Source organism: Arenicella xantha (assembly GCF_003315245.1).
GTDB classification, from domain to species: Bacteria; Pseudomonadota; Gammaproteobacteria; order Arenicellales; family Arenicellaceae; genus Arenicella; species Arenicella xantha.
The window spans coordinates 68,428-93,729 of record NZ_QNRT01000004.1 but is presented as its reverse complement, the minus strand read 5'-3'; the positions used below and the strand labels follow the sequence as shown (position 1 = coordinate 93,729).

Here is a 25,302-nt window from a genome sequence, read left to right as displayed (position 1 = left end):
CAAACTATTCGGCGTTGCGTGACGAGTGACCATTTTCACCCAATCCCCAACCCAACTAGCATAGAATCGCTCGCAAGCCGCATATTCTAACGCGAATAAATCCGAATAACACCATTCCTAACGATTCGTTAGACTCTGGTTTTTGCGGTACCGGTTAATTTTGCCAGCTCGCTATCAATGGTGCCGCAAATTCATTAAAATCGCTCGCTTAATTACAAGCAGTTTCACCACACACAAACTTATTTATCGGAGAGTTTCCCATGTCGGACGCCAAACATTGCAAAGTTCTCATATTAGGCTCTGGCCCCGCTGGGTACAGCGCTGCGGTATATGCCGCTCGGGCAAACCTAAATCCTGTGCTTATTACCGGCATGCAACAAGGCGGCCAGCTGACCACAACTACCGAAGTTGACAACTGGCCGGGCGATGATCAAGGCGTGGATGGCAATGAATTAATGGCTCGCATGTTACGCCATGCTGAGCGTTTTGAAACCGAAATAGTCTTCGACCACATTCACACCGTGGATATAGGCAATAAACCGTTTACCCTTACTGGCGATTCCGGAGTCTACACTTGTGACGCGCTGATCGTAGCGACTGGTGCCAGCGCTAAATACTTAGGCTTGCCATCCGAAGAGGCCTTTATGGGCAAAGGTGTTTCTGCCTGCGCTACCTGTGATGGTTTCTTTTATCGCGGCAAACCCGTTGTGGTAGTTGGGGGCGGCAACACCGCCGTTGAAGAAGCCCTCTACTTATCGAACATTGCATCCGAAGTGACGGTAATTCATCGTCGCGATGAGTTTCGCGCTGAAGCCATTTTAATCGACCACATCAATGAGAAAACCAAAACAGGTAATGTCAATGTAGAGTGGAATTACACCCTAGATGAAGTCCTCGGCGACGACATGGGCATGACTGGCGTTCGCATTAAAAGCACCAAAGATGGCAGCACCAAAGAAATCATCGCAGACGGCGCGTTTATCGCCATTGGTCACAGCCCCAACACCGACATTTTTAAAGGCGAACTCGACATGCAAGGTGGCTATATAACAGTGCAAAGCGGAACTGCCGGTAATGCCACCGCAACCAGCGTTCCTGGTGTTTTCGCTTGCGGTGATGTAATGGATCATGTTTATCGACAAGCCATTACATCGGCCGGCTCGGGTTGCATGGCCGCATTAGACGCCGACAAATACCTTAAAAGCATCGAGCCTAAAGGCTAGAGAGTAATTCAGTCGACCGCGGAACGTAACACCAGTCACACAGCGCAATGACATCGCACGACGACCCCGAAAGCATGAGTCGCCTGCTTGGCTTAGGCGTACGACCGCTCAAACAGGATAAGATCAAACCTTACCGCAAACCGGCCGACCCCACTCCTCGACAACGACTCTTGGATGATGAGCGAGTCATGCAAGAGTTGCTTGAGGAGTCCGATGAAACGGCTAGCTTTGAGAGCGGCGATGAACTTAAGTTTCTGCGTGCGGGCTTCTCAACTCGTCTACTTAAAAAGTTACGGCGCGGCGACTATGCAATTCAAGATGAGCTGGATTTACATGGGCTCATCGTTAGCGAAGCCAAACAGCAAACTCATGGCTTTATTAATGAGTGTGCTCGCGACAAAGTTAGCGCGGTGCGCATAGTGCATGGCAAAGGTCGCAATTCGGCTGGCCGCATGCCGGTTTTGAAAAACATGTTAATTGGCTGGTTAAGCAAAAATCAACACGTGGTTGCGGTGGTCTCAACGCCAGCAAACGACGGTGGAACCGGCGCCGTGTACGTACTGCTAGGCAAACAAAAACCTATACACTCAAGTTAAAGCCACATCAGTGACGGCGGTAAGTCACTACAATATCGCTCTATTTAGCCTTATTGTTTCGACTCGTTTAAGTAGTCGTCCATCGTGTCGCTGAACACCTTAAGCATCAATTCGTTGGTACCCAATACCAACTCGTCAATCGCGCCGGCATCAATCCCTTGCTGCAGTTGCTCTGACACCCAAAAATCCTCTTTTTCATACGTAATGCCATCTAATACCGCTATGGTTTTATCATAATGAGCACGCTCTGATTCACTATTCGGCTTATTTGGCACCAACAACATGTGTCGCCATAGACTGCTACCAGGCTTCTCGCCCGGCCACATAGTGATAACCGTGTAGCTGGTCGGATGCGCGATCATGCAGACATTTGGAAACACAATATTGGTCGGTGTTATAAACTCTGACATCGTCACATTAGCCAAATCCGCGCCGTTTAAATCTCCAATATTTTTGCGCGGAACGAAGGAGCGAATATGGGGTCCGAAGCGCTCACTATGCGCCACGTTTTGCACAAAGAATTCAGCAATTGAGTTCCGGTGCAAGGTACTAATATGATAAGACTCCAAGAATGCATAGATTGGAAACTTCCAGTTAGCTTGCAACGGTCTCGTTTTGTCAAAATACACATGATGCGAACCGAGATCCAAAGCGTCCAACTCCGGCGCTAAACCACCAACGAATTCGCGTACCGATTTAAGCTGAGTTTGATCTTGCGTTAACCACAGGAATCCAAAGGCTTGCTCAAGGTGCCCGCGCTTTAGAGCCTTGTCTGACTTGTCTAACTTGGGAAACAAATCCGCGCGTGGAATGGCTAACAAACTTCCATCCAGAGCGTAAGTCCAGGCATGATATGGACAACTAAAACGCTTCTTACAGCCCGCTTTGGAGTGTTCCAGCTTGGTGCCACGATGCTGACAATAGTTGAGGAGCGCATGCACTTGCCCTTCTGCATCGCGCGTTAGCAACCAAGAGCGACCATCAATTTCTCGCACTAAATAATCGCCGTGATTAGCAAGTTCGGACTCGTGCGCCACCAGCAAAGGCAGACGTCGAAATAATGCTTTTTCTTGGCTTAATCGCTCCTCACAACGATAATCTTGCGCCGCCAGTCGTTGCACTGACTCAGCCTCGTCACCTTTTTTCTGGTCTACCATCGACAACAGCGTTTGAATCTGGGCTTGGTAAAATTCCGCGTTCACAATTTTTCTCCTAGGCGTTCTGACCAGCAACATAACCCGAAGACCAGGCCCATTGAAAGTTAAATCCGCCCAAATGCCCAGTTACATCTAACACTTCACCAATAAAAAAGAGGCCGGGATGACCCTGAACTTGCATGGTTTTAGATGAGATTTTAGCTACATCAACACCACCGCGCGTTACTTCCGCGGTGCGGTAGCCCTCGGTACCCGACGGAGTTAAGTCCCACGCATTAATGTGTAAAGCAATCTCACTCAATTCAGCAAAGCTAAATTCGTGCAGCGTTTTGCCGGCCTTATGAGGCCACCAGACCTCCTGCATGGCCAGCACCAATGACTTGGGCAGATATTCTATCAATAGAGTATTGATAATCATTTTAGGCGACTGGCGCTTGGCCTCGGCCAATAAACTGTCGACCTCTTCCGACGGCAGCAAATCAAGCGTGATGGACTCGCCCAACTCCCAGTAGTTAGAAAGTTGCAAAATCGCTGGGCCGCTGATTCCACGATGAGTAAACAATAAGCTTTCAGCAAACCCTTTGGAGGCCACCGATGCCACAACCGGCAACGAAACTCCCGCTAACGCGGTTGAAAAGGAATGCCACTTACCGGTGAGCGTCATCGGCACTAGTGATGGTATCGTGGGATTTACTGTCAAACCAAATTGCCGCGCCAACGAATAGCCGAAACCAGTCGCACCGCCCAGCGTGGGGATCGACAAGCCCCCAGTCGCAACGACAACACTGTCAGCCGACAAGGTATGCGCGGTTGTCTGAAGGTGGTAGCACTGATCGTATGTTAACGCCACTATCGCGGTATTTAATTGAGTCTGGACTCCGGCAGCTTGGCATTCACCAACCAACATAGCCAAAATATCTTTAGCGGAGTGATCAGCAAACAGTTGACCGTGCCCTTTCTCGTGATAGTCAATGCCACTCTTGGAGACCAGCGCAATGAAATCCCAGTTGGTGTACTGTTTTAACGCAGATTTCACAAAATGCGGATTCGGACAAATAAAATTATCTGCATTAACTTCAAGGTTTGTAAAATTGCAACGACCACCACCAGACATTAAGATTTTCTTTCCCAGCTTATTGCTAGCCTCAAGCAGTAACACTCGCCGCCCTCGCTGAGCGGCCGTCGCCGCGGCAAACAGGCCAGCGGCGCCACCGCCCAACACAACGACATCGACATGACTGTCACGCATAATTTAAACCGTCACCTTGATACACAACAGCAACGCTAGCGAAACTGCGCATAGAATGACAGCACCTTTTGCATGATGGGTCGAGAGCGCCATTGATCTGCGGTTTGAGCCAAACGTGGCGGCAGCTTTACATACATGCTTTGGCTATGCTCAGGTGGTAACACATAGGGCGCTAGCAAACTCGCTGCGGTAATATCTGCGCGCGACAGCTCACTACCACCAGCTAAAAATTGACGCCCATCAGATAATAAGCCGTCTAACCAATCAAGCTCGCGTTGTACGATTTCAAGTGATTCCTGACCCTGCTTAGAACCTAAATCCATTAATTTAATCATTCGTTTGCAAATCATCGGCCACGCCATGCGCAGTTTAATTTTGTCGAGCCAACTCAGTCCACGCAAAAAAACCGGCAACACAATGCTCGGATGTTCAACTAAAGCCTCGGAGTAATAATGGCGGCGCACATGCACACCAACTAAGTCATCTAAACGCTGCTCAATGTCGCATGCAAGCTGCGCGTCACTTTGCAATGAGCGCCCGCTACTCGTCACCGAGTCAGCCCAGTCAACGATTTTATCGGAACCTTGTATGACCTGCTCCGGCAATCGCAAAAAAGGCATTGACCCACGCGCCAAGCCCAATGACTTAGCGACAACACTATGTTTGCCAGGCATCAACGGCTGAACATCGTAATCTAATCCAAGATAGTCCATAGCCCACCGCGCTTTCTCACAATAATGCGAAATTGAAAAAATATAGAGAGTCCTATTGCTCATACAGCCTCGAAGTGTTGCATCATTTCTAAATAGTAAAGTTGAACTGCACGGTTTGACTAAGATAACCCAATCTAAGCGGTACCTTCTAACCGTAAATCATCGTAGAATCGCGCAATGGATCCCATTATATCAATTAAAGCGCTCTCCAAGGTCTACGACAATGGATTCGCAGCGCTAAATAAAATCGACTTAGACATTCACCGTGGCGAGATACTTGCCTTACTAGGTCCGAACGGAGCTGGTAAGACCACGCTAATCTCCACCATCACCGGCATTGTGTCCGCATCATCAGGGCAAGTATTGGTCGATGGCCATGACAATGTTAAGGAATATCGTGCAGCACGCCAGCTGATCGGGCTAGTGCCACAAGAACTGACACTTGGTGCGTTTGAAACGGTATTTAACACCGTGAGTTTTACGCGCGGACTCTTCGGCCTCAAACCCGACCCAGAATATATTAATGGCATATTGAAAGAGCTTTCGCTGTACGACAAGCGCGATAATCAATTAAGAATGCTGTCTGGTGGAATGAAACGTCGCGTACTAATCGCTAAGGCGCTCTCTCATGCACCTCGCATTTTATTTCTCGACGAACCCACTGCGGGGGTCGATGTCGAGCTGCGCAAAGATATGTGGAAAATTGTGAACCGCTTAAGAGACTCCGGAGTCACCATAATCTTAACCACACACTATATCGAAGAAGCCGAAGAAGTCGCTGACCGTGTGGCGGTAATACGACGTGGCGAAATTTTGCTCGTTGAGGAAAAAACGCAACTCATGCAAAAACTTGGCAAAAAGCAATTGGTAGTCGAATTTAAACAAGCCCAAGATGGACTGCCAGACTCGTTAAACGACTACGACGTAAGCCTGTCTGACAACGGCAATGTGCTTACCTACACTTACGACGCCACTGCCGACGCTACCGGCATCACCAAGCTAATGCTGCTTTTGAACGAAGCCGGCATGTCACTCAAAGATGTGCGCACCACGCAAAGTTCACTGGAAGATATTTTTGTTAATTTAGTACACCAAGACGAACCAATAGCGGAGACCGCAGCATGAATTTTTCAGCCATCCGTGTGATTTACCGCGCTGAGATGCTTCGCGCGATTAATACTTTGTTCCAAACCTTGGCATCGCCAGTAATCTCCACTTCGCTGTACTTTATTGTGTTTGGCTCGGCTATCGGCTCGCGCATTCAAACCGTCGACGGTGTGCCGTACGGTTTATTTATTGTGCCCGGACTTACGATGTTGACGATTCTGACGCAAAGCGTTTCTAACGCAAGCTTTGGCATCTATTTTCCAAAGTTCAATGGCACCATATATGAAGTATTGTCGGCGCCTTTATCGTTTTTTGAAGCACTAATCGGGTATGTCGGCGCTGCCGCGACAAAATCGTTTGCAATTGGCGTTATCATTCTAATTACCGCCAGCTTATTCGTTGATTTACGCATCGAGCACCCATTCTGGATGCTGACTTTCCTAGTGCTGACTTGCATTTCGTTTAGCCTTTTCGGCTTTATCATTGGGCTCTGGGCTGACAGTTTTGAAAAGCTGCAAATCATTCCAATACTGGTGATCACACCACTAGTATTTTTGGGCGGCAGTTTCTATTCAATTGACATGCTGCCTCCCTTTTGGCAAACCGTGTCATTGTTTAACCCTGTGGTGTATCTAGTCAGCGGCTTTCGATGGAGTTTCTTTGAGGTATCCGACGTTAATGTGTGGACCAGTCTATCCATGATCATGGTGTTCCTTGCGGTCTGCCTGATTGTGGTGTCGTGGATCTTTAAAACTGGCTACAAACTCAAAGAGTAACAATTACTCAGCTAGACCAGCGCATTGTCACTGTGCGAAAAAACGGTCGTAATTAGATTGCGAAAACCCGCTTATCGTTTGATCACCGCGAACCAATAACGGCACGCCTCGACCGCCGGCCAGTTGGTGTTGCCGTTTGGCGACCAAGTTTCGCTCAATGTCATACTCGCGGTAAGCAATACCATTTGCTGCCAAGTAGCGGCGGGCCTGCTTGCAGTAGCCACACCACGATGTGCTATATAGCACCACCGAGTCCACCGCTGCCGCCTCGACAACATTCACCGTAACATCGACACGATCAACCGCAACCGCGGCTGGGGCTTGCTCGCCGTAGTGTGTTTTACCGTTTTCATCAACCCATTTCTTGATCTCGGCCGCATAACTCAGGGAGCTAATAGAACTACCATAACCAACGAGCATTAGCGCGCAAACCAACATAGCGCACCGAAAAATACCGCGATTACTGCTAATCGAGTTGTTCAACTTCATAACCTGCGCTCCGCAACTGTTTGAGCAAGCCAGTTTCTCCAGCCATATGTAAGGCACCTACCAACACAAACTCAACGTCTTGGGTAACAAGCATCTTCTCAATGTCGTCGATCCAATTGTTGTTTCGTTGCACCAGCAACACTTCGTAAAGGCTAGGATAATCTGCTTTCATTGGCTCAATGCCAACGGCCGCAAGCTGCTCAAGATTCCCGTCTCGCCACGCACTCAATAAGCTCTGCCAGACTTGCGGAAGCTCTGCAAGCTCATCGATAAACGTTGCAATAAAATGGTTCGGCTCTAATTCATTGATATTCTGCAAAAACGCTAGCTGCTCTGAAACAGATTCGAGAGATTGTTTCAATTTTTGATCTTTTTGCGCTCGCTGATCAAAATGTAGATCGACTCCTGCTGACTGATCAATTAGCCCTAACTTGGTAAGCTCAATGGCCATTAACGTCGACATTAACCCGGCTGGTGAAACGGTCTCAAAAGCGGCTATAGGCAGTTCACGTTCAGCCAAAAAGTCACTTAATTTTTTATGCGTGTCGCGATTCAACACTTGCGATAAAGTGCTACCGTCCTGATACATCATCACTTGCAAAAACTGAGCCTGCGTATCGAGCGAGTTAATCGCTGCGATATCGGTTTCAAACCAAAGCGTATCCGCATTCTCGTAAGCGATCTCAAAAGCTTCAGGCAAAGGGTAGTCGCTGGCTGAGAGCAAGTGAATAGTTCCCCCCAAGTACAATACATAGCCATCTTTGCTCACCTTCCATACCGGCGATTTAGCGTCGGCTGTTGGCATTACTGCCAGCATTAACGACAACAACACAAATGACACTGTTACAAACTTTGCTTTAGTAAACATATTGCTCAATTACGGTTTAAAGAAAATAAATCGATCACGCTAATTAGGCTAGCATTTTCGGCGAGACAAAATATTGCAGCTCTGCGCAACCTGCATATAACTGCGACCAGTCTTCGATGTCGCATTCCATTTTTACGATTCCAGCAGTAGGCACATTGTCGTAACCTTGCGCGGCCAATCTATTCACCGCTTCGGTGATGGCCGGGTTATGTCCGACCACCGCAACATTCGTTACATGCTCAGGTAAATGCTTCAGTATTTCATGCAGTTCGTCGACATCAAAGGTGTAAAAAGTCAGGTCTGGCATTAGTGTTACGCCAGTGAAGTCACTCAAGTTTTGAGCAAAATCGAGTGCTCTAATCGCGGTACTACTGTAAATCACTTCGATCGACTCATCTCGCTCAGCTAAGTAGCGTGCCATGGTTAGGCTATCGCGCTCACCTCGCTTATTCAGCGGGCGCTCATGATCATCCAAATCCTGGTCTTGCCAACTAGACTTTGCATGTCGAATTAAAAATAGGGTTTTCACAAATTGTAGCCTCCGAGCAGGCGCATGTTGTGCCGCTTGAGCACGTCTTTTAACGGTAGCACATAACTTTTGTTAGTATTACCTCCGATCAAAATTCCCACTATTTTCTCCACCTTACCGTCATCACTCACGACCAATGCGCCAGAGTCACCGCCGGCCGAAAAAGGATCTATGCCGATCGATTCAACTTCAATTAACGAATTAAAATATACGCTGCCTTTGAATATTTGTGAGCTTGTGGGGCCATAATAGCTGACCACATTATACTCAACTGATTCAGGTTCTTGTACGAGACGCGACACTTCTCCGTAGGTTAACTCACTAGAACGCCCCCACTTCTTAACCTTGAGTCCCTCGGTGATGCGAGCGAAGGCAGTTGGAGTGTCATATGCTGTGTCGCCGTAGCCTTGCATTGATGTGATCAACTTTGGCGCAATTATCTCAAAAAACGCTACGTCAGAATTGTTAGAAATATCAAACACTTGCGGCAAGCCCTGACTCATCGCAGCGGTGGCATCGTGCAGCCCTATCACGCTAATCTCGTGATGATCAGGGCTAACATCTTGAATACCTGGCACCACTATCGGTGTGCCGACACTGGCGGTATTACAACCGCCAGTCACGTGATTACAAGAAATACCAACCAGTTTATCGTCTGCGTTTAATGCCAAAGCGGTCAAAGTTCCGGCATTACGTTGATTACCTAGACCTAACGATGACCCACAAGCAATCCGTTCGTTATGCCAATAAACTGGCTTAAACGTACCTTGAACATGCTGATCTATCTTGAATGGCCGGAGCACCACAATATCGAGCACCAAGCCTTGTGCCGCAAACTGGTTAGCAAACAGCCTAATTAGGGTCTCTCGTTTACGACGTGCAATCGGCAAACGCGTTGCCATGCTAATAGTCTCCACTGACGCTCTACGCGTCGACGACACCTTAACGATTTTGCGAGTTTTAAAGTACCCCGCATGCTCAATATCAAATGGGATCAAATCAGGGTTCGCTCCCCCCCCTATGGCGTCGCGCATCGCCGAATCCGCCAACACCGCGTGACGCATCGCCCAGGCGTATAAGCTATGGACGATTTCAGTACTCGTCACCATCATTACTTTCTCCTTATTGCAGCGCGCAGCATCTACTCTGACTCGCTAAATTCAGACACCATAAAGATAGTCCGCTGAGGGTCATCAATGTCTCCAGCACATACCAACTCATACACTCCTGGCGCCAGCTCCAAAGACATTTTGAAACAAACATAATCGATCTCCGCTTGTTCGAAGTTTACTCTGAAGGGTTCGGTTGCGGCACTAGTCGCTAAGCCATCGTGGGAATCGGCGTCAAGCTGCATAATTTGCAATGTGCAATGTGGCTGGTGTCGTGGCTCGGTAAACGAAATACTAATTTCCATGGTATCTCGCACCTGGTATTCACTACGATCAGTACTCAGGCCCATAGCACCAGGCGCACCAACTGACGTCAATAAATCGGCGGATTGAGGTTCAACTTTCGACGGCGCACCTAACATTCTGTATAGCTCAAAACGAAGTTGCCGATCAGTGAAAATACTGACGTGGTTTTTGCGTGAGAAACTATGCGGTATCGCTATATCCACCGAACTGGAAATAGGTACTGTACCATCGCCACTATCGACAGCTTGAGTATCGCGCAGATCACGCCCAGTCCAGTCGAGTCGGTGCAACGTTTTATGCGCGCTCCCGACAAACGAATAGTAATCAACTGTCGATGGCCGACGTGCCACGTCGAGCTTCGACCAGAACCATCGCGCAGCTTGCATGTTGGACTTAGATAGGTTGTATTTATGCACAATATCCGCACTAAATGGATCGACCGAGCGCGGTAACTTATTACGTAAACCCGCAGTCTGAGTGAGTGCCGTTCCGTTTGGCGAGACTAATTGATAAGCCGACGGATAACGCGGATCATCGACGAATTGTTTGACGCTATCCTTTGTCATAGCGGTATTGTCCGATAGGCCAGTCACCTGCTTTAACGCCGCGGCCGCACCATGGTGCGGTGTCCCCAGCGTAATCAACTGCGTGACTTTACCGAACCAGGCTTGCTGATTAAACTCACCACTTTCCAGCAAGTAACGCAATACAAGCCCGCCCATAGAATGACCAAGCAACACAATTTCATCAAACGACGGGGACTGGTTAAGCGTGTCCGACAAGGCCGCAGCCGTGACCTCATTGGCTAAACGCCAATCATAAGCGAATGGGATAAACCACTTGCCTTGACTGCCAGTCGTATCATATCCACACCGATCTATATCTGACAATAAACTACGATATACCGGATAAAACCGCGCAATCGAACTAATCGGTGCAATCGCTTGCAAGTTCTCGTCGGATATTGCCTCAGTCGATAGATTCTTACGCAAAATCTGACCGATTGTGGGCGGCCAGACCCGTTCACCGGTTTGAGTATTACGAAGCTCTGAGCCCATAATCCCAGGTACAAATACTAAACATTTCACCACACACCTCCGTATAACGTGGGAACCAAACAGTAATAATTTATCAGGTTTCGAGCCACGCACCGACGCGACTCTGTAAATTCAGTGCCTCACACTAGAAACGCTGACTCCGTTTAACGATGGCTGTTGCGACACACACAACGCTAAATATTAAGCCCCAAACCAATGGTTGCAGCGAGTGCTCATCAATACCCCAGAGTCGATTCACAACCAAGGTGTTACTGACCACGCCATTTAAAAACAATTTATCCACCATCACTAATAGCAGCGGCGCAATAAAAGCCAATAAAAACGGATTTTTCTTGGCAATTTCAGAGCACAACATACACCAACAAATAGTCGGTAACATCGACCATAGTAAGGTCTTAAATAGCCCCCCGAGAGTGCGTCCGTAGTAAGAGGACAAATATTGCGGTGCCTGACTATCTAAGAATATCACTGACACCACGGCTTGCGTCGCAATGATAAATAGCGGAATTAACACGAGGCCAATAAACAGCTTAGAGGTAACGGTAAGTCCATCTGAAATCGGCAGTGAACGCCAGAACAGAATGCTCTGATCTTGACGCTCGTTAAAGAGGCTCGACAAAGTATAGAAAATGGCTACCACAAACAGAACCATCATCACGATGTAGTTCATTGAATCCAATGCCTGCATCACCACGCCGTCGATAATGCCATCAATAGCGGGGTCCGATTGCAGCCATGTCGGCACCTCAAAATCAGGTGCAAGATTGCCAAATCCCCACGACAAGCGAATCAATAAAGCGAACCCTATCAATATGATCGGCACGCGCCACAGATTACGGTGCTCTAAAACCTCACGCTTAAGCAAGGCAGGTAATTTATGTATCATCATAGGACTAGTCCGTCTTTAACTATTGGTGGCGACAAAAAGATCTTCTAAGCTCGGGGTAAGCACATCCCCGTGTGCGCTCAACAACTCACGATCAGCATCCATGAAAATGGCCTCAACCTTACTCGGTAAGTTACGCTGGTAGATAGCTTGATTTGGCAACCCGGCGAAGTTCATGGGACTCTCGCTAACCACCTTGCAATAGCGAGTTTTCAACTCGTCCATTTGAATATCTAAGGTGATTGAACCCTCTTTGATAAAAACCACTCGGGTTAAAATGCTCTCAATCTCATCAACCTGATGAGTCGTTACCAAGATAGAGCGCTGGCGGTTGTAATAATCCTGTACCAGACGGTCTTGAAAGTCTCGTCGCACTAATACATCGAGCCCCAGGGTTGGTTCATCGAGCACCAGCAGTTCTGTTTCAATCGCCAATATCGCGATTAGATGCAGCCTTGTCTTCATACCTTTGGATAAGGTATCAATCCGATCTTGCTGGCGAATTGGCGTATCACGCAACAGCTCGTCGGCTCGGGAACGGGAAAATTTCGGATGAGTATCGGCCACAAATGACAACATATCGCTGACCTTCATCCACCCAGGCAATGAAGCAACATCGGCAATATAGCTCATGCTCTCCAGCATCTTAGTGCGATTTTTCATCGGCTCCTGACCAAAAACAGTTAGGCTGCCTGAGTATTTAATCAGCCCCATGATCGCTTTCAGCAGAGTTGATTTACCAGCACCATTCGGGCCAATTAGACCGACAATTTCGCCTCGACCGACAGTTAAGTCAACACTCTTCAGTGCCGCTTTACTGCCGTAATATTTGGACAGCCCTGCGATCTTGATGAGTGCTTGATTTGCATCTTGTTGCATATATGTTCTCAGTCGAGTTATCGATAACGTATTCCACTACGCCCGCTCCGTTGTCACTCCATTCTAGACTGTGCGGCCAGCGACAACAAATAGAATCTCTGCCGCCCCATGGGCGTTGCTAACCCGACCACAATCAGTCAGCGCACATGCCCCAACAGTCAGACGAGCAATCGATTAAGCGTAGTGAGCAAGTAGATCTGACGAATTCATTTTGGCATCCAGCGCAGCAACAAAAGTGAATACTCCTGTCAACTTACGCACCATTAACATAAATTCTGACGGCGGAATCACGAAACCCTTGATCAACATACCTTCGCTACCCAGTTTACCAGCACGGCGTAACAACTTAGAGTGTTGCCAGAGGTAGGCATCATTAGCCCCCGTCGCATACTTCGGCCAAGCTTCAGAGTTAACCGCAAAGGGCTCTAATATATAGCTACAAAATTGTGCAAACGACTGCTTTACTTTAACGCTGTCTGATTGCCGCAAGCAATTTAGCTCGATCAAGCCGTCAATAGTCGTATCATCATCAAATTCGTGAGCGGCAAGGATAGTCTTCCTAAGTGCATTTGAAAACGTTTCAGACAAGTGCTGAACCGCACCAAAATCAAGCAATGCAAGCTGGTCATTCTCACCGTCTGGGTCGATAACTATTCGATAATTACCAAAGTTCGGATCAGTCTGCATTAAGCGCCAATCGAAGGCTTCCTTAAAAAATAACTCAAGCATCATTCGTGCCAAACGGTTGCGCCGCGCCTGACTCAAAGCCTGCACACTTGGATCGCACACATCCACACCATCCAAATAGTCCATGGTAAGGATATTCTTCGAGCTCCACTGTGGATAGTAATTTGGCACCACAAAACGCTGATCGTCATGCAATAGCGATGCAACTGTCTGAGCGGTATCTAATTCATAGTGATAATCGACCTCACGCATTAAATGTGTTTTCAATTCATTGGTTAATGATTCGAGCTGGCGGCCTGATTCAATCCAGCGAGTCAACTTCAACATTTGCATCACATTACGAAAATCGTCGTCAATAGCGCCACCAATACCGGGGTATTGAATTTTCAGGCATAAGGACTTCGTCGTGTCATCACGATCACTGGCACGATGAACTTGCGCCAGCGAGGCCGCGGCCAACGGCTTCTGTTCGATGTCAAAGCGATCGAAACGAGCATCCAGCACGGGTTCAATGGCGGTCCAGTCTAATGGGGTCGTCTGAGCTTCTAATGTGTGCAGTGCATCCGTTACTGGACGGGGCAGCAGATGTTCACCGTACAAAGCCAACATTTGACCGATCTTCACGTATGCGCCTTTCAACTGCCCCAACTGCTTGACAAAACGGTGCGCTTCGCGCGTCAGAGCTTGTTCGTTGTGAGCGTGTTGTTGATCATGTGGCAATAACAACCCCGTAGCACGCGCAGATAACAGACCCAGCCCACCACGTGCTCCAGCCACGCCAACCGCCAGACGCCGCCGAATACCACCTTGCTTAATTTTCTTCATGCCGTACAGCAACAACCATAAGATTCAATACGCTTATTGTAGCGTTTGAAACCGATAATTAGATGATCAACGTGAAAATTTTGAATATTGACGCAGATACTTAGCCATGTCGCGTCGTTGTCGGCGATCAGTGTGTGTCACTTGATCGTAACGATTAGTGGAAAAAGAGGTCTCATCCCTGAGTGAACTTGTCCTTTCCTTTTAGGCTCCGACTCAAAAAGCCCGTATGGGTTGCCGCTGGTAAGCGACTAGCAACCTATTTTAAGTAGCTAGCGACCCAGTCAAACGCTGTCCGTACATCACTTGCAGCATGATTTCATAAGTGACCTACAATTCAGCTAAAGCTCATTATGCGTATCTTAACGAGCCCCTTAACTCAAAACCGGATAGTTCTAGCTCGGTCTTGGTGTCGCCTAAAGGTAGTGTCCGCCAGCTGCATTTTCTCCCAGCTAAAAACAAAAAAAACCGAGTTAATTAACTCGGCTTTTTAAACAACATGGTTTAGAAAATTAGTGTGCGTGTGGACCACCGGTACCGCGATCGCCATCATCATAGGTTGAGTACAAAACATATTGCGTTTTGACGCCGCCGCAACAACAGCAGTTACAGTTACATTCGCATTCGCCCTTAGTGAATGGGTTACTGCTAAATCTAAACACGGCGGGGTCATTGCAGAAAAAATGAAAGCGCATAAAAAACTGTTTTACGGCACCTTTGTCTGATTTGTACTTAAAGCCAAAAGTAAGCTCGCTATTATCGGTCGCCTCTACCTCCAAGCTACCTTTAATCGGCAACATTACTTGTTCATCCTTGCCCCCGTTTGAAACCACCACAACTTTGCTTATCGTTCCTTCGTCACCGACAACCGAAAAATTATCTCCGACCTGATAAGACCGCCCTTTTTCTATCGTGCACACCGACCAAGTGTGTTTTTTTATTTCGGCCAAGAAGGCTGCTTTAATATTCATCAAGTTCCTCTGTATAGCTGGTTAATTGAGTTGATTGTTGGACAAATTAGTCGAGCTACCGTGCTTACATACAAGCTTCGGTATAGTTACAAAATGGCACGGCGCGCTCTTGACCATCGACCGTTGTCGCCAACAAGGTTACTTTTACATTCCCTGCGGCAATACTTGGAGGTATCAACACTAAGTGGTCTCGCGATCCGCTACTAAATTCAAATGGTTCGCTCCGCCACTCGGTAGCTCCTTGTACTTGTAAACGATACTCAGGGAACTCAACATCACGCACACGCACCATGACCGCGGCATATCCGCCATCGCTCGGTAAAGAGATACTAGACTGTGGCACCGAGCTACGAACCGTCGCCGAATCAAGACGAATCAATTGTGCTGATACCGGGTCTGCCGAATGCTGCATAGAGGTCAGCGCTAGTGGTGCCAAAATAAGCAGCATAGCCGCCATGGTCATCGACTGAGCCGGACCGACCATGTAACGTGAAAACATAGCCGATAGAGTGTGTGCCGGAACCTCGAAATCGGCCTTGCCAACAGCAGACTCATTCGTCAATTGGTAATCATCACTATCCGATAGCTCAGACTCCACGACCCCAAGACCTAAATGCAATTGTTGTACGGCCTCTATTTGCTCAGCTATCTCTGGCCGCGCAAGAAAGTACTCCTCAAACGCCTCAGCATCCTGCTCATCAAGCTGGCCAAGCACATATTGCTTAATAATCTGCTCGAGATTTTCCATTGTCATTTCCATGAGTCACCTTTAAAACGATGGTGCACTCTGTTCTCTATTTCTCTCACCAAGACCTACCTTTTTCCAACATTTTCGTGCCAAAGAGACTTAAACCTCTCACGTGCTCGATAAAGCACTCGGTCGAAGTGTGCGTGACTCAAACCGAATTCCTCGCACAAGGCGTCTTTATCGTCGCCAACTAGGTAAAATCGCTGCAGAATCTGACGATCACGATCCACTTTCAACTCCCCCATAAGTGATGTGACGCACTCTCCAAGCTGTTCATTTACCATCATTTTATCTGGACTTAGGCCCGGGTCGCGCATCTCCCCAACTTCATCTTCAGTAACGAACTGTTGTTTCGCCCTACTGCGCATCCGCATGATGAGTTGATTTTTGGCAATCTGGATAATAAATGCGGCCAATTTAGACTGATCGCGTAGCTGATTGTCGCGAATTTTCTGCAACACCAAGACCCAGGTATCTTGCGCAATATCATTAGCCAGTTCGCGGTCTCGCGCACGGTTAAACAACATGACGCCGAGACCACGTTGATAGCGCTCCACCATCTCTCGCTCTGCGCTTAGGTCACCGTCAAGAATTCGAGCTACCAGCTGGTGAGAAACCGACGCTTCACTCGGTGCTTTTATCGCTACCATAGGTTAATGTTTGCCAACCACCTTGAAGTTGAAATCCGGCCCAGTAATAAGGGTCACGCCAATCGTTTTGTTGATCGTTATAAACCTCAAGTTGCGCCATTTGCAGCGCAACCGAGACAGCTAGACTATCATCTAACAGCTTAGAATAAAATCGACTCGTCAGTTGCGCCGTAGCGGTGTCTTGTACTTTCCACAAAGTTCCAATAACGTGGCTCGCCCCAGCCTCGATAAATGCACGACTCAAACTCAGCAAGCCTTCGCCTGCCACCTCTCTACCAATCGAACTTTCGCAAGCACTCAACACAACCAAATTGGCTTGCAAATCTGTGCTGCTGATCTCCGGTGTCAACCAAAAATGTGCGTCCGTCGAGTTACGTGAAAATACTAAACCAGACAGTGCCGGCGTCTGATTATTCAATAGACCGTGCGTAGCAAAATGCAAAATGGAATATCGATGCGACAGCGCTTTGAGTAAGTTTTTTTTAGTCGCGCCCTCGCCCATCAACACCTGCACTCGATCACCTAAAATTGATCTAATTTGTTGCGCTTCATACACCGTTGCCGGCAAGCGCTCGAATGGTGACTTTTCGAGGGTTAAATCAATAGGGTCAGCAACGACCAACACATTCATCGCTGAGGCTAGTGAATTGTTACGTTCAGCACGCTGTTCGAGCGCCACTAAAGCCTGATATGACGGAGCATAAGAAATTGCCGTGTGCGCCAACAAAGGACCATCCAAATTAGCCAATTGCAGTGGTGCAAACGTTAATCCATGCAACGGCCCATCTGGAATAATAGTTAGATTGCTGATCTTCGAAAAATCGACCTGTTTAGCAATCGGCCCAAGCAAGAGCTCTCCCAAACTTAGCAAGTCTTGCCTCTGTTGATACGCATTGCCAGCCGTTCTATGGCGCGGATGCAGCGAGACCTGTTGTTTTAGGCTATGCACTAAAGGTAACAGCTCGTTGGCAGCAGGCAACTCAAACACACTTATTCCTGTCGACTCGAGCAGCCACATCCAACTACGCTGCTGACCAATAAAATAAAACGCCATCAACTCACTTGGGTTGTTGAGTTGCGGAATGGCTGGCAGAGAGTCGTCTGGACTATTAGGTTGGACTTTGCCTTGCAGCGCCGCAATATCAAGTTCTACCTTCTCCAGTTCAGTACTCAATACTCTAGTATTGGCTAATAGTGACACTTCTCGGCGACTCGGGTCGCTATACCAAGTCGTTGCACTCTGCAGTATCTGTTGATGCAAAAGTCGACGCGTTTGCTGTAAAGCACTTGGCAAAGCCTGCGTGTTTCGAACTTGGTTGATCGTTTCCTTCAAGGTTCTCGCCTTAAACGATTCGACTACCTGCAAGGCTTTCTCGGTTTGGCCCTGATCTACCAGCAGTCCAATATTTAGTTCAAACAACGACTTCTGCAAGGCTAAATACTGCTGCCTTAAGTCACGCCGCTTAACCTTGGGCAACTTCTCTTCAAGCAATCGCTTAGCCTCGTTCAACCACAGCAGCGCCGCATCGGTTTGCTTTAATTGCTGCGCGACTTTAGCGCGCCGATAAGCAAATTCAGCTTCAACATCCTCTCGCCCATGAGTGCCAATAAAGTTAGTAACTTGCGCGGCCAACGCTGCGGCGTCGGTATGCGCTCCAAGCACATTCAGCACCTCAACGGCTTGGCTAAATGCCTTAGCCAGAGAGAAATAGTCCTCGGTACCAGACAGCTTCTTGAGGGCAGCGGCATTATGCGTCGATCCTAGAATCAAATTGCCCTGGGTAAGTTCTAACTCGGCTAAGCGAAAATGCGCTAAACCGGCACTGCGACCTTCTTCGGTCTTCTGGTAATACTCCAGTGTTTCAGTGAGCACATCGCGGGCATCATCAAAACGCTCGGCGGCGATCGCGATCTTACCTTCCAGCATGCCAAAATGCGCTAGATTGCGTTGAAAATTACCCTGTTCATAGTGCGCCTTAATCAGTATTGCCAGATCTCGCGCTGACGCTACATCGCCTAGGCGTAATAAGCTCTCGGCACGCTCCTCTAAAATAGCCCCGTAAATTCCGTCATTGTCACGCTGCTCTGACTCAGGCAACACCGAGTAGCGCTCTAACGCTTGGTCTAAAAATTGATCAGCCTCGAAGTGGTCGCCTAACTCACCGTAGGCGATCGCCATATTGTAAAGCGACCAAATTACGCTAGACTGCGCTTGATTCTCTTCAGCCACCATTTTCTGCTGTGCCGCATACGAAATAGCCTTGGGCAAATCGCCGGACCGCTGACTTGCCCAACTTAGGTTATGCAGTGCGAACATCAACGCGGCCAAATGCTGTTCTCGCGAGTAGATCTCGTAAACATCCTTAAATAACGTTATCGAATCTTCAAAACGACCTTCGCGGGTTAAGCTAATTGCCAAATAATTAGCCCCCTTGGCATACAGTAACGGCTCAGAAACAGTAATTGCATCGGCCATGCCGCGCCGAAACAACGCATGCTTATTCGCTATATTGTCAGCTTGCCGTGCAAGTTCATAGACCGCCTGGATACTATATAGACTTATTCTTTGATCCGCGGTTGCCGCAATCTGTTGTGCCAGCTCGGTAACGACTTCTGTTTGACGCTGCATACCAGCCACTTGCAACGCCAAAAAGGTAGCCTGCAATGTATGGGCATTCTGCGGAGTCATAGTCAAACTTGACTCAAGCAACTGAGAGGCCAATGCTAAATAATTGGTATCATCATCCTGCGCTTGATAGAGCTTATGGTTGAGCTCTCCCACTTGCGAAATAGCACGAAGAGTTTCCAGCTCGGCGCGTGAGTTTGTCGACATTGACGATGGGGTAACCGCAACTGTTTCGACAGTCATTTGGTACGTACCGCGCTGGTCAATGAGACTGTCGGCCATCAGTTCGACCCGACATTGACGACAGTCTGAAGCCTCCACCAACATTAGTTCATCAACCGCTTTGTGCGCCGACAAATTCACCTGTCTAATTAGCGTGGCGTCACTGGAACGATACAAAGCCAGTTGATAATCCGCGGTGCGTTGCGCAACCCTAATTACCACATACGAATTCGGGTTGAGAGCAATCTCGATGCTCCGTGGTTGACTTAGATCAGCACCGGTTACAAGCCGCCGCGCTGAATCATCTGCCAGCACCGCTCGGCCGAAAATTAGGCTTACAATCAGAACTATTCCACTAAGCCGAGCAGTTCGCACAGCAAGATTAAACATCAGCACATTATTCAACTGGTGAGTCGGGGTACCCATAGAGTAGCGCTAATTAGTACACGGCGTCCAATAGCCCCACTGATATACGAATAACTCCGCAAATAAAAACGCGACAATCACTATTTTGCGATTACGTGGACAGAACTTCGAGTGATACAATTGCCCCACCGGACTATTACTCACCTCTAGGAATCTGAACTGTGAATCCCCCTATTAACGCGCTCAGTGACAACGCAAAAATATTGCCCGACTTATTGGGCGAAGTAATTAACGAGCAAGAAGGCTCAGCCATATTCAACGCCGTTGAGTTATTAAGGCAAGGCTTTATCGGCCAACGTTTACAACCCGATGCCAATCAGAAGGCCGAACTTTTAGAAGCCATTGAAGCAATGGATGCCGAGTCCCTAGATCGTGTCATTCATGCGTTCAGTACATTTTTCCATCTTGCGAATATCACCGAAGAGCACGCTAATCAACAAGCGCGTGATGACCAAGAAGAGAACGGCGAAACATGGAAAAACTCGTTCGCTGACACAATTAAGAAATTCAACTCCGACGGCATGAGCCTTGATCAGGTAATGACGTTGATTAGTGATTTGAACTACTACCCAACCTTTACCGCTCATCCAACTGAAGCCAAGCGCCCCATTGTGCTCGAAGCATTGCAACGAATCCATGCGCAATACCAAGGCTTAACCCGCGACGATCTATCTGAATCAGATTTGTCAGGATTTAAACATCGCTTAAAGGCGATGATTCAGATCTTTTGGAAAACTGAAGCGGTAAGGCCGACCAAGCCAACAGTCTATGATGAGATCGAAAACTCACTTTACTATTTTCGCGAGAGTATTTTTGCTTGTTTACCACAAATCTACCGCGACCTTGAAGACGCAATAAAGGCGGTTTACCCAGAAGCACGCGGTCAATCATTAGAAATCCCGAATATCGTTCGCTTTGGCACATGGGTCGGCGGTGACCGCGATGGCAATCCATTTGTTACGCCAGAAATTACTCGTAACGCGCTGCGTATGCAGCAAGTTGAGGTACTCACGGAATACGCTCGGCGAGTTGATGAATTAAGCACGGTCTTCACTCATAGCGCCGATCAAATTGAGTTATCGCCAGCGTTTGTTAAATCAATGGAACGCGACCAAATTCGGTTAGCCAAATATTTTGGTGAGAAACATATCAAAGAGCCGTATCGTCGAAAACTAAGCTTGGTTAAGTTGCGTCTCGAAAAAACCATCGATCAAGTCCAAGCCCGACTCGGTGACGGTAAAGCTTTTTTTGATCCATTAGCCTTTCGCTCCGAGAAGGAGTTCGCCGACGAGCTGGCCTTGGTGCGTGACTCACTGGTTCATCACAATGAAGCAAACCTCACGCGCGGCAGCCTACGCGACCTAATGCGTTTATTAGACAGCTGCGGGTTCTATTTATCTAAGATGGATATCCGCCAGGAGTCGACGCTCCATACGCAGGCCATTCATGAAATCGCTTCAACCCTAGCCGACCCAATCGACTACTACGCAATGGACGAAGCACAGCGCCAAGCATGGTTGACCGAGCAACTGCTAAGCACACAACCATTCAGCTACGACCGACGTCAGATCACCATTCAGAGCGCCGATATTATTAGCGTGTTTGAGTTAATGAGCGAGATGCGTGCCGAAGTTTCTGAAAATTGTTTCGGTAGCTACATCATCTCGATGACACATGAAGCCAGCCACCTCTTAGAGGTAGCGCTGCTGGCCAAGCTGTCTGGGTTAATTGAGACCGACGCCGCCGGTAACGTGCAATGTCAAATTCACATTGCCCCATTATTTGAGACCGTGGTGGATCTCGAGCATGCGGAACCAACCTTAGAGAGTTTGTTTAACAATAAAGTCTATCGACAATTACTAAGCTACTCCGACCAGACTCAAGAGGTCATGTTGGGATACTCCGACTCTTGTAAGGACGGCGGTATATTGGCATCTAGCTGGAACTTATATAAAGCTCAGAAGAACATTGTCAGCTTAACCGATAAGCACGGCATTCGCTGCCTCTTATTCCACGGTCGCGGCGGCACTATTGGTCGCGGCGGCGGCCCAACTCACGAGTCAATTTTAAGTCAGCCTAAAGGCACGGTTAAAGGCGGTATTAAGTTCACTGAACAAGGCGAAGTGCTGTCATTCAAATACAATTTTAAAGAAACAGCTCGCTACGAGTTGACAGTTGGCATTACCGGCCTAATGAAAGCCAGTTTGCCGGGCGTAACGCATGATGACCAAGCCGAACACATCGCCATGATGGACAAATTGGTGACCATTGGTGAGCAGGCATTTCGCGACCTGACCGATGACAATGTGGCCACCATGCAATACTTTTACGAAACCACTCCGTCGGCAGAAATCGGGCTACTTAATATCGGCTCTCGACCCTCGCACCGTAAAACCGCGGACTACTCAAAAAAATCTATTCGAGCTATCGGATGGGTTTTTGGCTGGTCTCAATCACGCCAGAATATTCCTGGTTGGTACGGCTTAGGTAGCGCTCTGAGTCAGGCCATTGAAGAAGGCGGACTAAGCACGTTACAGGACATGCAAAACAACTGGCGCTATTTTCAAAATTTATTGAGTAATTCGCAAATGGTGATCTTGAAAACAGATCAAGAGGTCGCACATGAATATTCAACGCTGTGTTCAGATCAAGCTATTGCTAAGCGCACCTTCGAGCAAATGCAAGGCGAGTATCAAGTGGCCATTGACACCATTCGTACGATCACCGGCATCGATGACATGATGGGCGATTTTCCGCAAATTGGTCAATCAGTGCGCTGGCGTAATGCTTATTTAGACCCATTAAATTATATACAAGTGATGTTATTAAGACGCTTAGCCAATGAACCGGATCGCATGGCCTCACCTTGGCTGAAACCGGTACTCGATAGTATCAATGGCATCGCCACAGGTTTGCGCAACACAGGTTAACGTAAAAACCGGCAATTAAACCACTTTCGAGTAGCGATAAGGTTAACTCTATGAATGCGATTAAAATGTTCGCAGCATCACAGCTGTTCGAGCGAATTATAATTGGCTTAATTCTATTTACCGCAGCCATTATAGGATTCGAGTCGTTTCCTCAATGGATGACGCCTGAACTTGCAAAGTGGTTTGAGCTAGCACACGGGCTGGTGCTAGCAGCCTTTATTGTTGAAGCCGCGATCAAAATAATCGCCAAAATGCCGCGTCCTCTGGATTACTTTAAAAACGGTTGGAACTGCTTCGACTTTACACTCATTGTATTATCACTACTCCCAATTGCTGCAGAATTCGCGATGCTGGGCCGAGTTCTGAGACTACTTAGGGTGTTGCGTCTGATCAATGCATTCCCCGAGTTAAGACTCATTGTTGAAACTTTGGTGCGATCGATTCCATCCATGTTTCATATTGCGATTCTGATGGGGTTGTTGTTTTTTATCTACGCGGTTCTGGGGTACAACCTATTCCATGAACATGACCCAACGCACTGGCGTGACTTAAGCTATGCGGTACTCACGCTATTTCGGATTGTTACCTTAGAAGATTGGACTGACGTCATGTATAAGGCGATGGAAATGTCACCATTTTATGCGGCCTACTTCGTTAGTTTTGTGATCATCGGCACCTTTGTGGTGATCAATCTCTTTATTGCCGTAGTGATTAACAACCTTGATGAAGCCAAGTATGCCTATCTAAAAAAACTAGAGCACCCTGAATTGCATGATCAACTGATGGCCACCTTGGTAAGCACCAAATCCAGCATTCAAGATTTAGAACAGCAACTCAGTGCGCTAAAAACACGTCAATTAGAGGAGCGGCTCCAAGAACTTGGACCAGCCTCACCACACGATCGGTCAAATAACCACAAAACGTGAATTATTGGCGCTCCCGATTAACCACAAAAAGCCGATTGCTTACTCGCCGGTGGTAAATACGCCGAGACTAAAACGCTCACGCATTTGACTGCCTTTGACACGCGCTTCTTCCACCGCTTGCTGCTCCATATCGGCGTGCATCGTCTCTAACATATTCGAGAAATGACCTCGCATCGCCGTTCGAGCTGCACGTGAGTCATGCCGGCTAATCGCATCTAGAATAGCCTTGTGTTCGCTAATGCGCTTGGCGCCTTCAGTCGCACAAACGGCCTGATGCGCTCGTTTTATATGATCTAGGCTCTCCTGAATTTCCCACAGGTCATGAATCTGCTTAGCGAGAACCCGATTGTGTGTCGCATTGGCGATGATAGTGTGAAACTTACGATCAGCATCTGCCGAAGAAAAGCTAGTATCAGCGTCCTCTTTAGCTAGCTCACCGAATGCTTCATTCAAAAGAGCTAGCTGATCATCGGTAATCATCTTCGCGGCCAATGCGGCAGATTCGCCCTCGAGCAGCACTCTGGCTTCGAGCACTTCAAATGGACTAACTTCACTATTAAATATCGCACCTCGTCCGAGCTGCTCGAGTACATAAACACCTGATCCGGTCTTAACAGACACTCGATTAGTCGCCTCCAAGGCAATGATAGCCTCCCTCACCGTTGGACGACTCACGCCAAACCGTTCAGCAAGCTCTCGCTCGGTTGGTAAGCGGCTACCAGGGTTAAATTCTCCAGACTCGATCAGAGTCGTAATCTGATCAAACACTCGTCGATATAATCTTTGTTGACCGGCCATGCAATGAGCTCCACACTCTAATTATTGGTTAGGTAAGTTTGTCTTAGGCCACCTATTACTCACTTTAACACTCGCACACGAGTCGGCGGCCCACTCAAATACTTAACAAAAACACTGTGCTATAGCAAGAACTGCAAATCACTAATGGCAACATTGGTCATACAATATTACCGCGTCGCCAACACATCAAACAGCCCTCAATTGCAAAAAGTTTACAGAATTGTATGACCACACTCAATTAAATTGGTAATAACATATTATTGACTCACATTAACAAGTCTGTTTGAATAGTCATATGGCTAACCTAGGTTTGCAACCGAGCAGTCACCAATAACGGAAACTAAAAGGGAACTATCACGCAATAAGCGCGCGGAAGACCCCGTCACCAGCGATCTGCCGCTCACTAATTAATCTCGCACAATAAACCAGACTACTAATTTCAGACAACTCAATGGAGTCACACCGCAGGCCGAAAGGGGGCTTGCTGAACTTGGACATAAAGCGAAAGAATACTCGGCCACGACTTCAACCCTCGACCAATTCACCGAGGC

General features: G+C 47.8%; 22 protein-coding genes. 6 read left to right on the top strand and 16 right to left on the bottom strand.

What is annotated here, in order from left to right; translation table 11 throughout:
* Positions 1–260 precede the first annotated feature (260 nt).
* Complete coding sequence (gene trxB / locus DFR28_RS14090; protein ID WP_113955020.1) at positions 261–1,223, top strand: thioredoxin-disulfide reductase; 963 nt, start codon at positions 261–263, stop codon at positions 1,221–1,223.
* Between the two features lie 47 nt (positions 1,224–1,270).
* Complete coding sequence (locus DFR28_RS14085; protein ID WP_113955019.1) at positions 1,271–1,819, top strand: Smr/MutS family protein; 549 nt, start codon at positions 1,271–1,273, stop codon at positions 1,817–1,819.
* A gap of 50 nt (positions 1,820–1,869) precedes the next feature.
* Here DFR28_RS14085 and DFR28_RS14080 read toward each other — a convergent pair whose 3' ends face one another.
* From DFR28_RS14080 to DFR28_RS14070, 3 genes are read right to left on the bottom strand one after another with little or no spacing between them, the layout of a single operon-like run.
* Positions 1,870–3,021, bottom strand: coding sequence for an aromatic ring-hydroxylating oxygenase subunit alpha (locus DFR28_RS14080; RefSeq protein ID WP_170132110.1), 1,152 nt, complete (start codon positions 3,019–3,021; stop codon positions 1,870–1,872).
* A gap of 10 nt (positions 3,022–3,031) precedes the next feature.
* A complete protein-coding gene (locus tag DFR28_RS14075; RefSeq protein WP_113955017.1) occupies positions 3,032–4,225 on the bottom strand; it encodes a BaiN/RdsA family NAD(P)/FAD-dependent oxidoreductase in 1,194 nt (397 codons plus the stop codon).
* Between the two features lie 35 nt (positions 4,226–4,260).
* Positions 4,261–5,001: a glutathione S-transferase family protein gene (locus tag DFR28_RS14070; RefSeq protein WP_113955016.1), complete on the bottom strand. Its 741-nt coding sequence runs from the start codon at positions 4,999–5,001 to the stop codon at positions 4,261–4,263.
* A 114-nt stretch (positions 5,002–5,115) separates the two neighbouring features.
* Here DFR28_RS14070 and DFR28_RS14065 point away from each other — a divergent pair, with 114 nt between their 5' ends.
* Together DFR28_RS14065 and DFR28_RS14060 are read left to right on the top strand one after the other, a co-directional pair.
* Positions 5,116–6,063 (top strand): ABC transporter ATP-binding protein, encoded by a 948-nt coding sequence (locus tag DFR28_RS14065; RefSeq protein ID WP_113955015.1) that lies wholly within the window; start codon positions 5,116–5,118, stop codon positions 6,061–6,063.
* Positions 6,060–6,821: an ABC transporter permease gene (locus tag DFR28_RS14060; protein ID WP_113955014.1), complete on the top strand. Its 762-nt coding sequence runs from the start codon at positions 6,060–6,062 to the stop codon at positions 6,819–6,821. The genes DFR28_RS14065 and DFR28_RS14060 overlap by 4 nt, the downstream gene beginning before the upstream one ends.
* 27 nt (positions 6,822–6,848) lie before the next feature.
* Here DFR28_RS14060 and DFR28_RS14055 read toward each other — a convergent pair whose 3' ends face one another.
* The 12 genes from DFR28_RS14055 to DFR28_RS14000 form a co-directional block, all read right to left on the bottom strand.
* Positions 6,849–7,310, bottom strand: a complete 462-nt coding sequence (locus DFR28_RS14055; RefSeq protein ID WP_113955013.1) for a glutaredoxin family protein — start codon at positions 7,308–7,310, stop codon at positions 6,849–6,851.
* Positions 7,288–8,178 carry a TraB/GumN family protein gene (locus tag DFR28_RS14050; RefSeq protein WP_113955012.1) on the bottom strand — a complete coding sequence of 297 codons (891 nt, stop codon included), beginning with the start codon at positions 8,176–8,178 and terminating at the stop codon, positions 7,288–7,290. The genes DFR28_RS14055 and DFR28_RS14050 overlap by 23 nt, the downstream gene beginning before the upstream one ends.
* A gap of 43 nt (positions 8,179–8,221) precedes the next feature.
* Positions 8,222–8,707, bottom strand: coding sequence for a SixA phosphatase family protein (locus DFR28_RS14045; protein WP_113955011.1), 486 nt, complete (start codon positions 8,705–8,707; stop codon positions 8,222–8,224).
* On the bottom strand, positions 8,704–9,819 hold the full coding sequence (locus DFR28_RS14040) for a chymotrypsin family serine protease (protein WP_113955010.1): 1,116 nt from the start codon (positions 9,817–9,819) through the stop codon (positions 8,704–8,706). Before DFR28_RS14040 ends, DFR28_RS14045 begins: the two co-directional genes overlap by 4 nt.
* Before the next feature lie 29 nt (positions 9,820–9,848).
* Positions 9,849–11,210: a lipase/acyltransferase domain-containing protein gene (locus DFR28_RS14035; RefSeq protein WP_147251025.1), complete on the bottom strand. Its 1,362-nt coding sequence runs from the start codon at positions 11,208–11,210 to the stop codon at positions 9,849–9,851.
* A gap of 94 nt (positions 11,211–11,304) precedes the next feature.
* Positions 11,305–12,069 (bottom strand): hypothetical protein, encoded by a 765-nt coding sequence (locus tag DFR28_RS14030; protein WP_113955008.1) that lies wholly within the window; start codon positions 12,067–12,069, stop codon positions 11,305–11,307.
* A gap of 15 nt (positions 12,070–12,084) precedes the next feature.
* Complete coding sequence (locus DFR28_RS14025; protein ID WP_113955007.1) at positions 12,085–12,945, bottom strand: ABC transporter ATP-binding protein; 861 nt, start codon at positions 12,943–12,945, stop codon at positions 12,085–12,087.
* A 174-nt stretch (positions 12,946–13,119) separates the two neighbouring features.
* Positions 13,120–14,457 carry an ABC1 kinase family protein gene (locus DFR28_RS14020; RefSeq protein WP_113955006.1) on the bottom strand — a complete coding sequence of 446 codons (1,338 nt, stop codon included), beginning with the start codon at positions 14,455–14,457 and terminating at the stop codon, positions 13,120–13,122.
* Positions 14,458–14,966: 509 nt separating this feature from the next.
* Complete coding sequence (locus tag DFR28_RS14015) at positions 14,967–15,425, bottom strand: hypothetical protein (protein ID WP_113955005.1); 459 nt, start codon at positions 15,423–15,425, stop codon at positions 14,967–14,969.
* A 64-nt stretch (positions 15,426–15,489) separates the two neighbouring features.
* Positions 15,490–16,173: a hypothetical protein gene (locus DFR28_RS14010; RefSeq protein WP_147251024.1), complete on the bottom strand. Its 684-nt coding sequence runs from the start codon at positions 16,171–16,173 to the stop codon at positions 15,490–15,492.
* Positions 16,174–16,238: 65 nt separating this feature from the next.
* Positions 16,239–16,823, bottom strand: coding sequence for an RNA polymerase sigma factor (locus DFR28_RS14005; RefSeq protein ID WP_113955003.1), 585 nt, complete (start codon positions 16,821–16,823; stop codon positions 16,239–16,241).
* Complete coding sequence (locus DFR28_RS14000; protein WP_113955002.1) at positions 16,798–20,097, bottom strand: CHAT domain-containing tetratricopeptide repeat protein; 3,300 nt, start codon at positions 20,095–20,097, stop codon at positions 16,798–16,800. Before DFR28_RS14000 ends, DFR28_RS14005 begins: the two co-directional genes overlap by 26 nt.
* A gap of 161 nt (positions 20,098–20,258) precedes the next feature.
* Between DFR28_RS14000 and ppc the strand changes: the two genes are divergently transcribed.
* Both ppc and DFR28_RS13990 read left to right on the top strand, forming a co-directional pair.
* Positions 20,259–23,027 carry a phosphoenolpyruvate carboxylase gene (gene ppc, locus DFR28_RS13995; protein WP_113955001.1) on the top strand — a complete coding sequence of 923 codons (2,769 nt, stop codon included), beginning with the start codon at positions 20,259–20,261 and terminating at the stop codon, positions 23,025–23,027.
* Positions 23,028–23,077: 50 nt separating this feature from the next.
* On the top strand, positions 23,078–23,953 hold the full coding sequence (locus DFR28_RS13990) for an ion transporter (RefSeq protein WP_170132109.1): 876 nt from the start codon (positions 23,078–23,080) through the stop codon (positions 23,951–23,953).
* Positions 23,954–23,992: 39 nt separating this feature from the next.
* Here the strand turns inward: DFR28_RS13990 and DFR28_RS13985 are convergent, their stop codons facing one another.
* A complete protein-coding gene (locus DFR28_RS13985) occupies positions 23,993–24,751 on the bottom strand; it encodes a FadR/GntR family transcriptional regulator (protein ID WP_113955000.1) in 759 nt (252 codons plus the stop codon).
* Between the last annotated feature and the right edge of the window lie 551 nt (positions 24,752–25,302).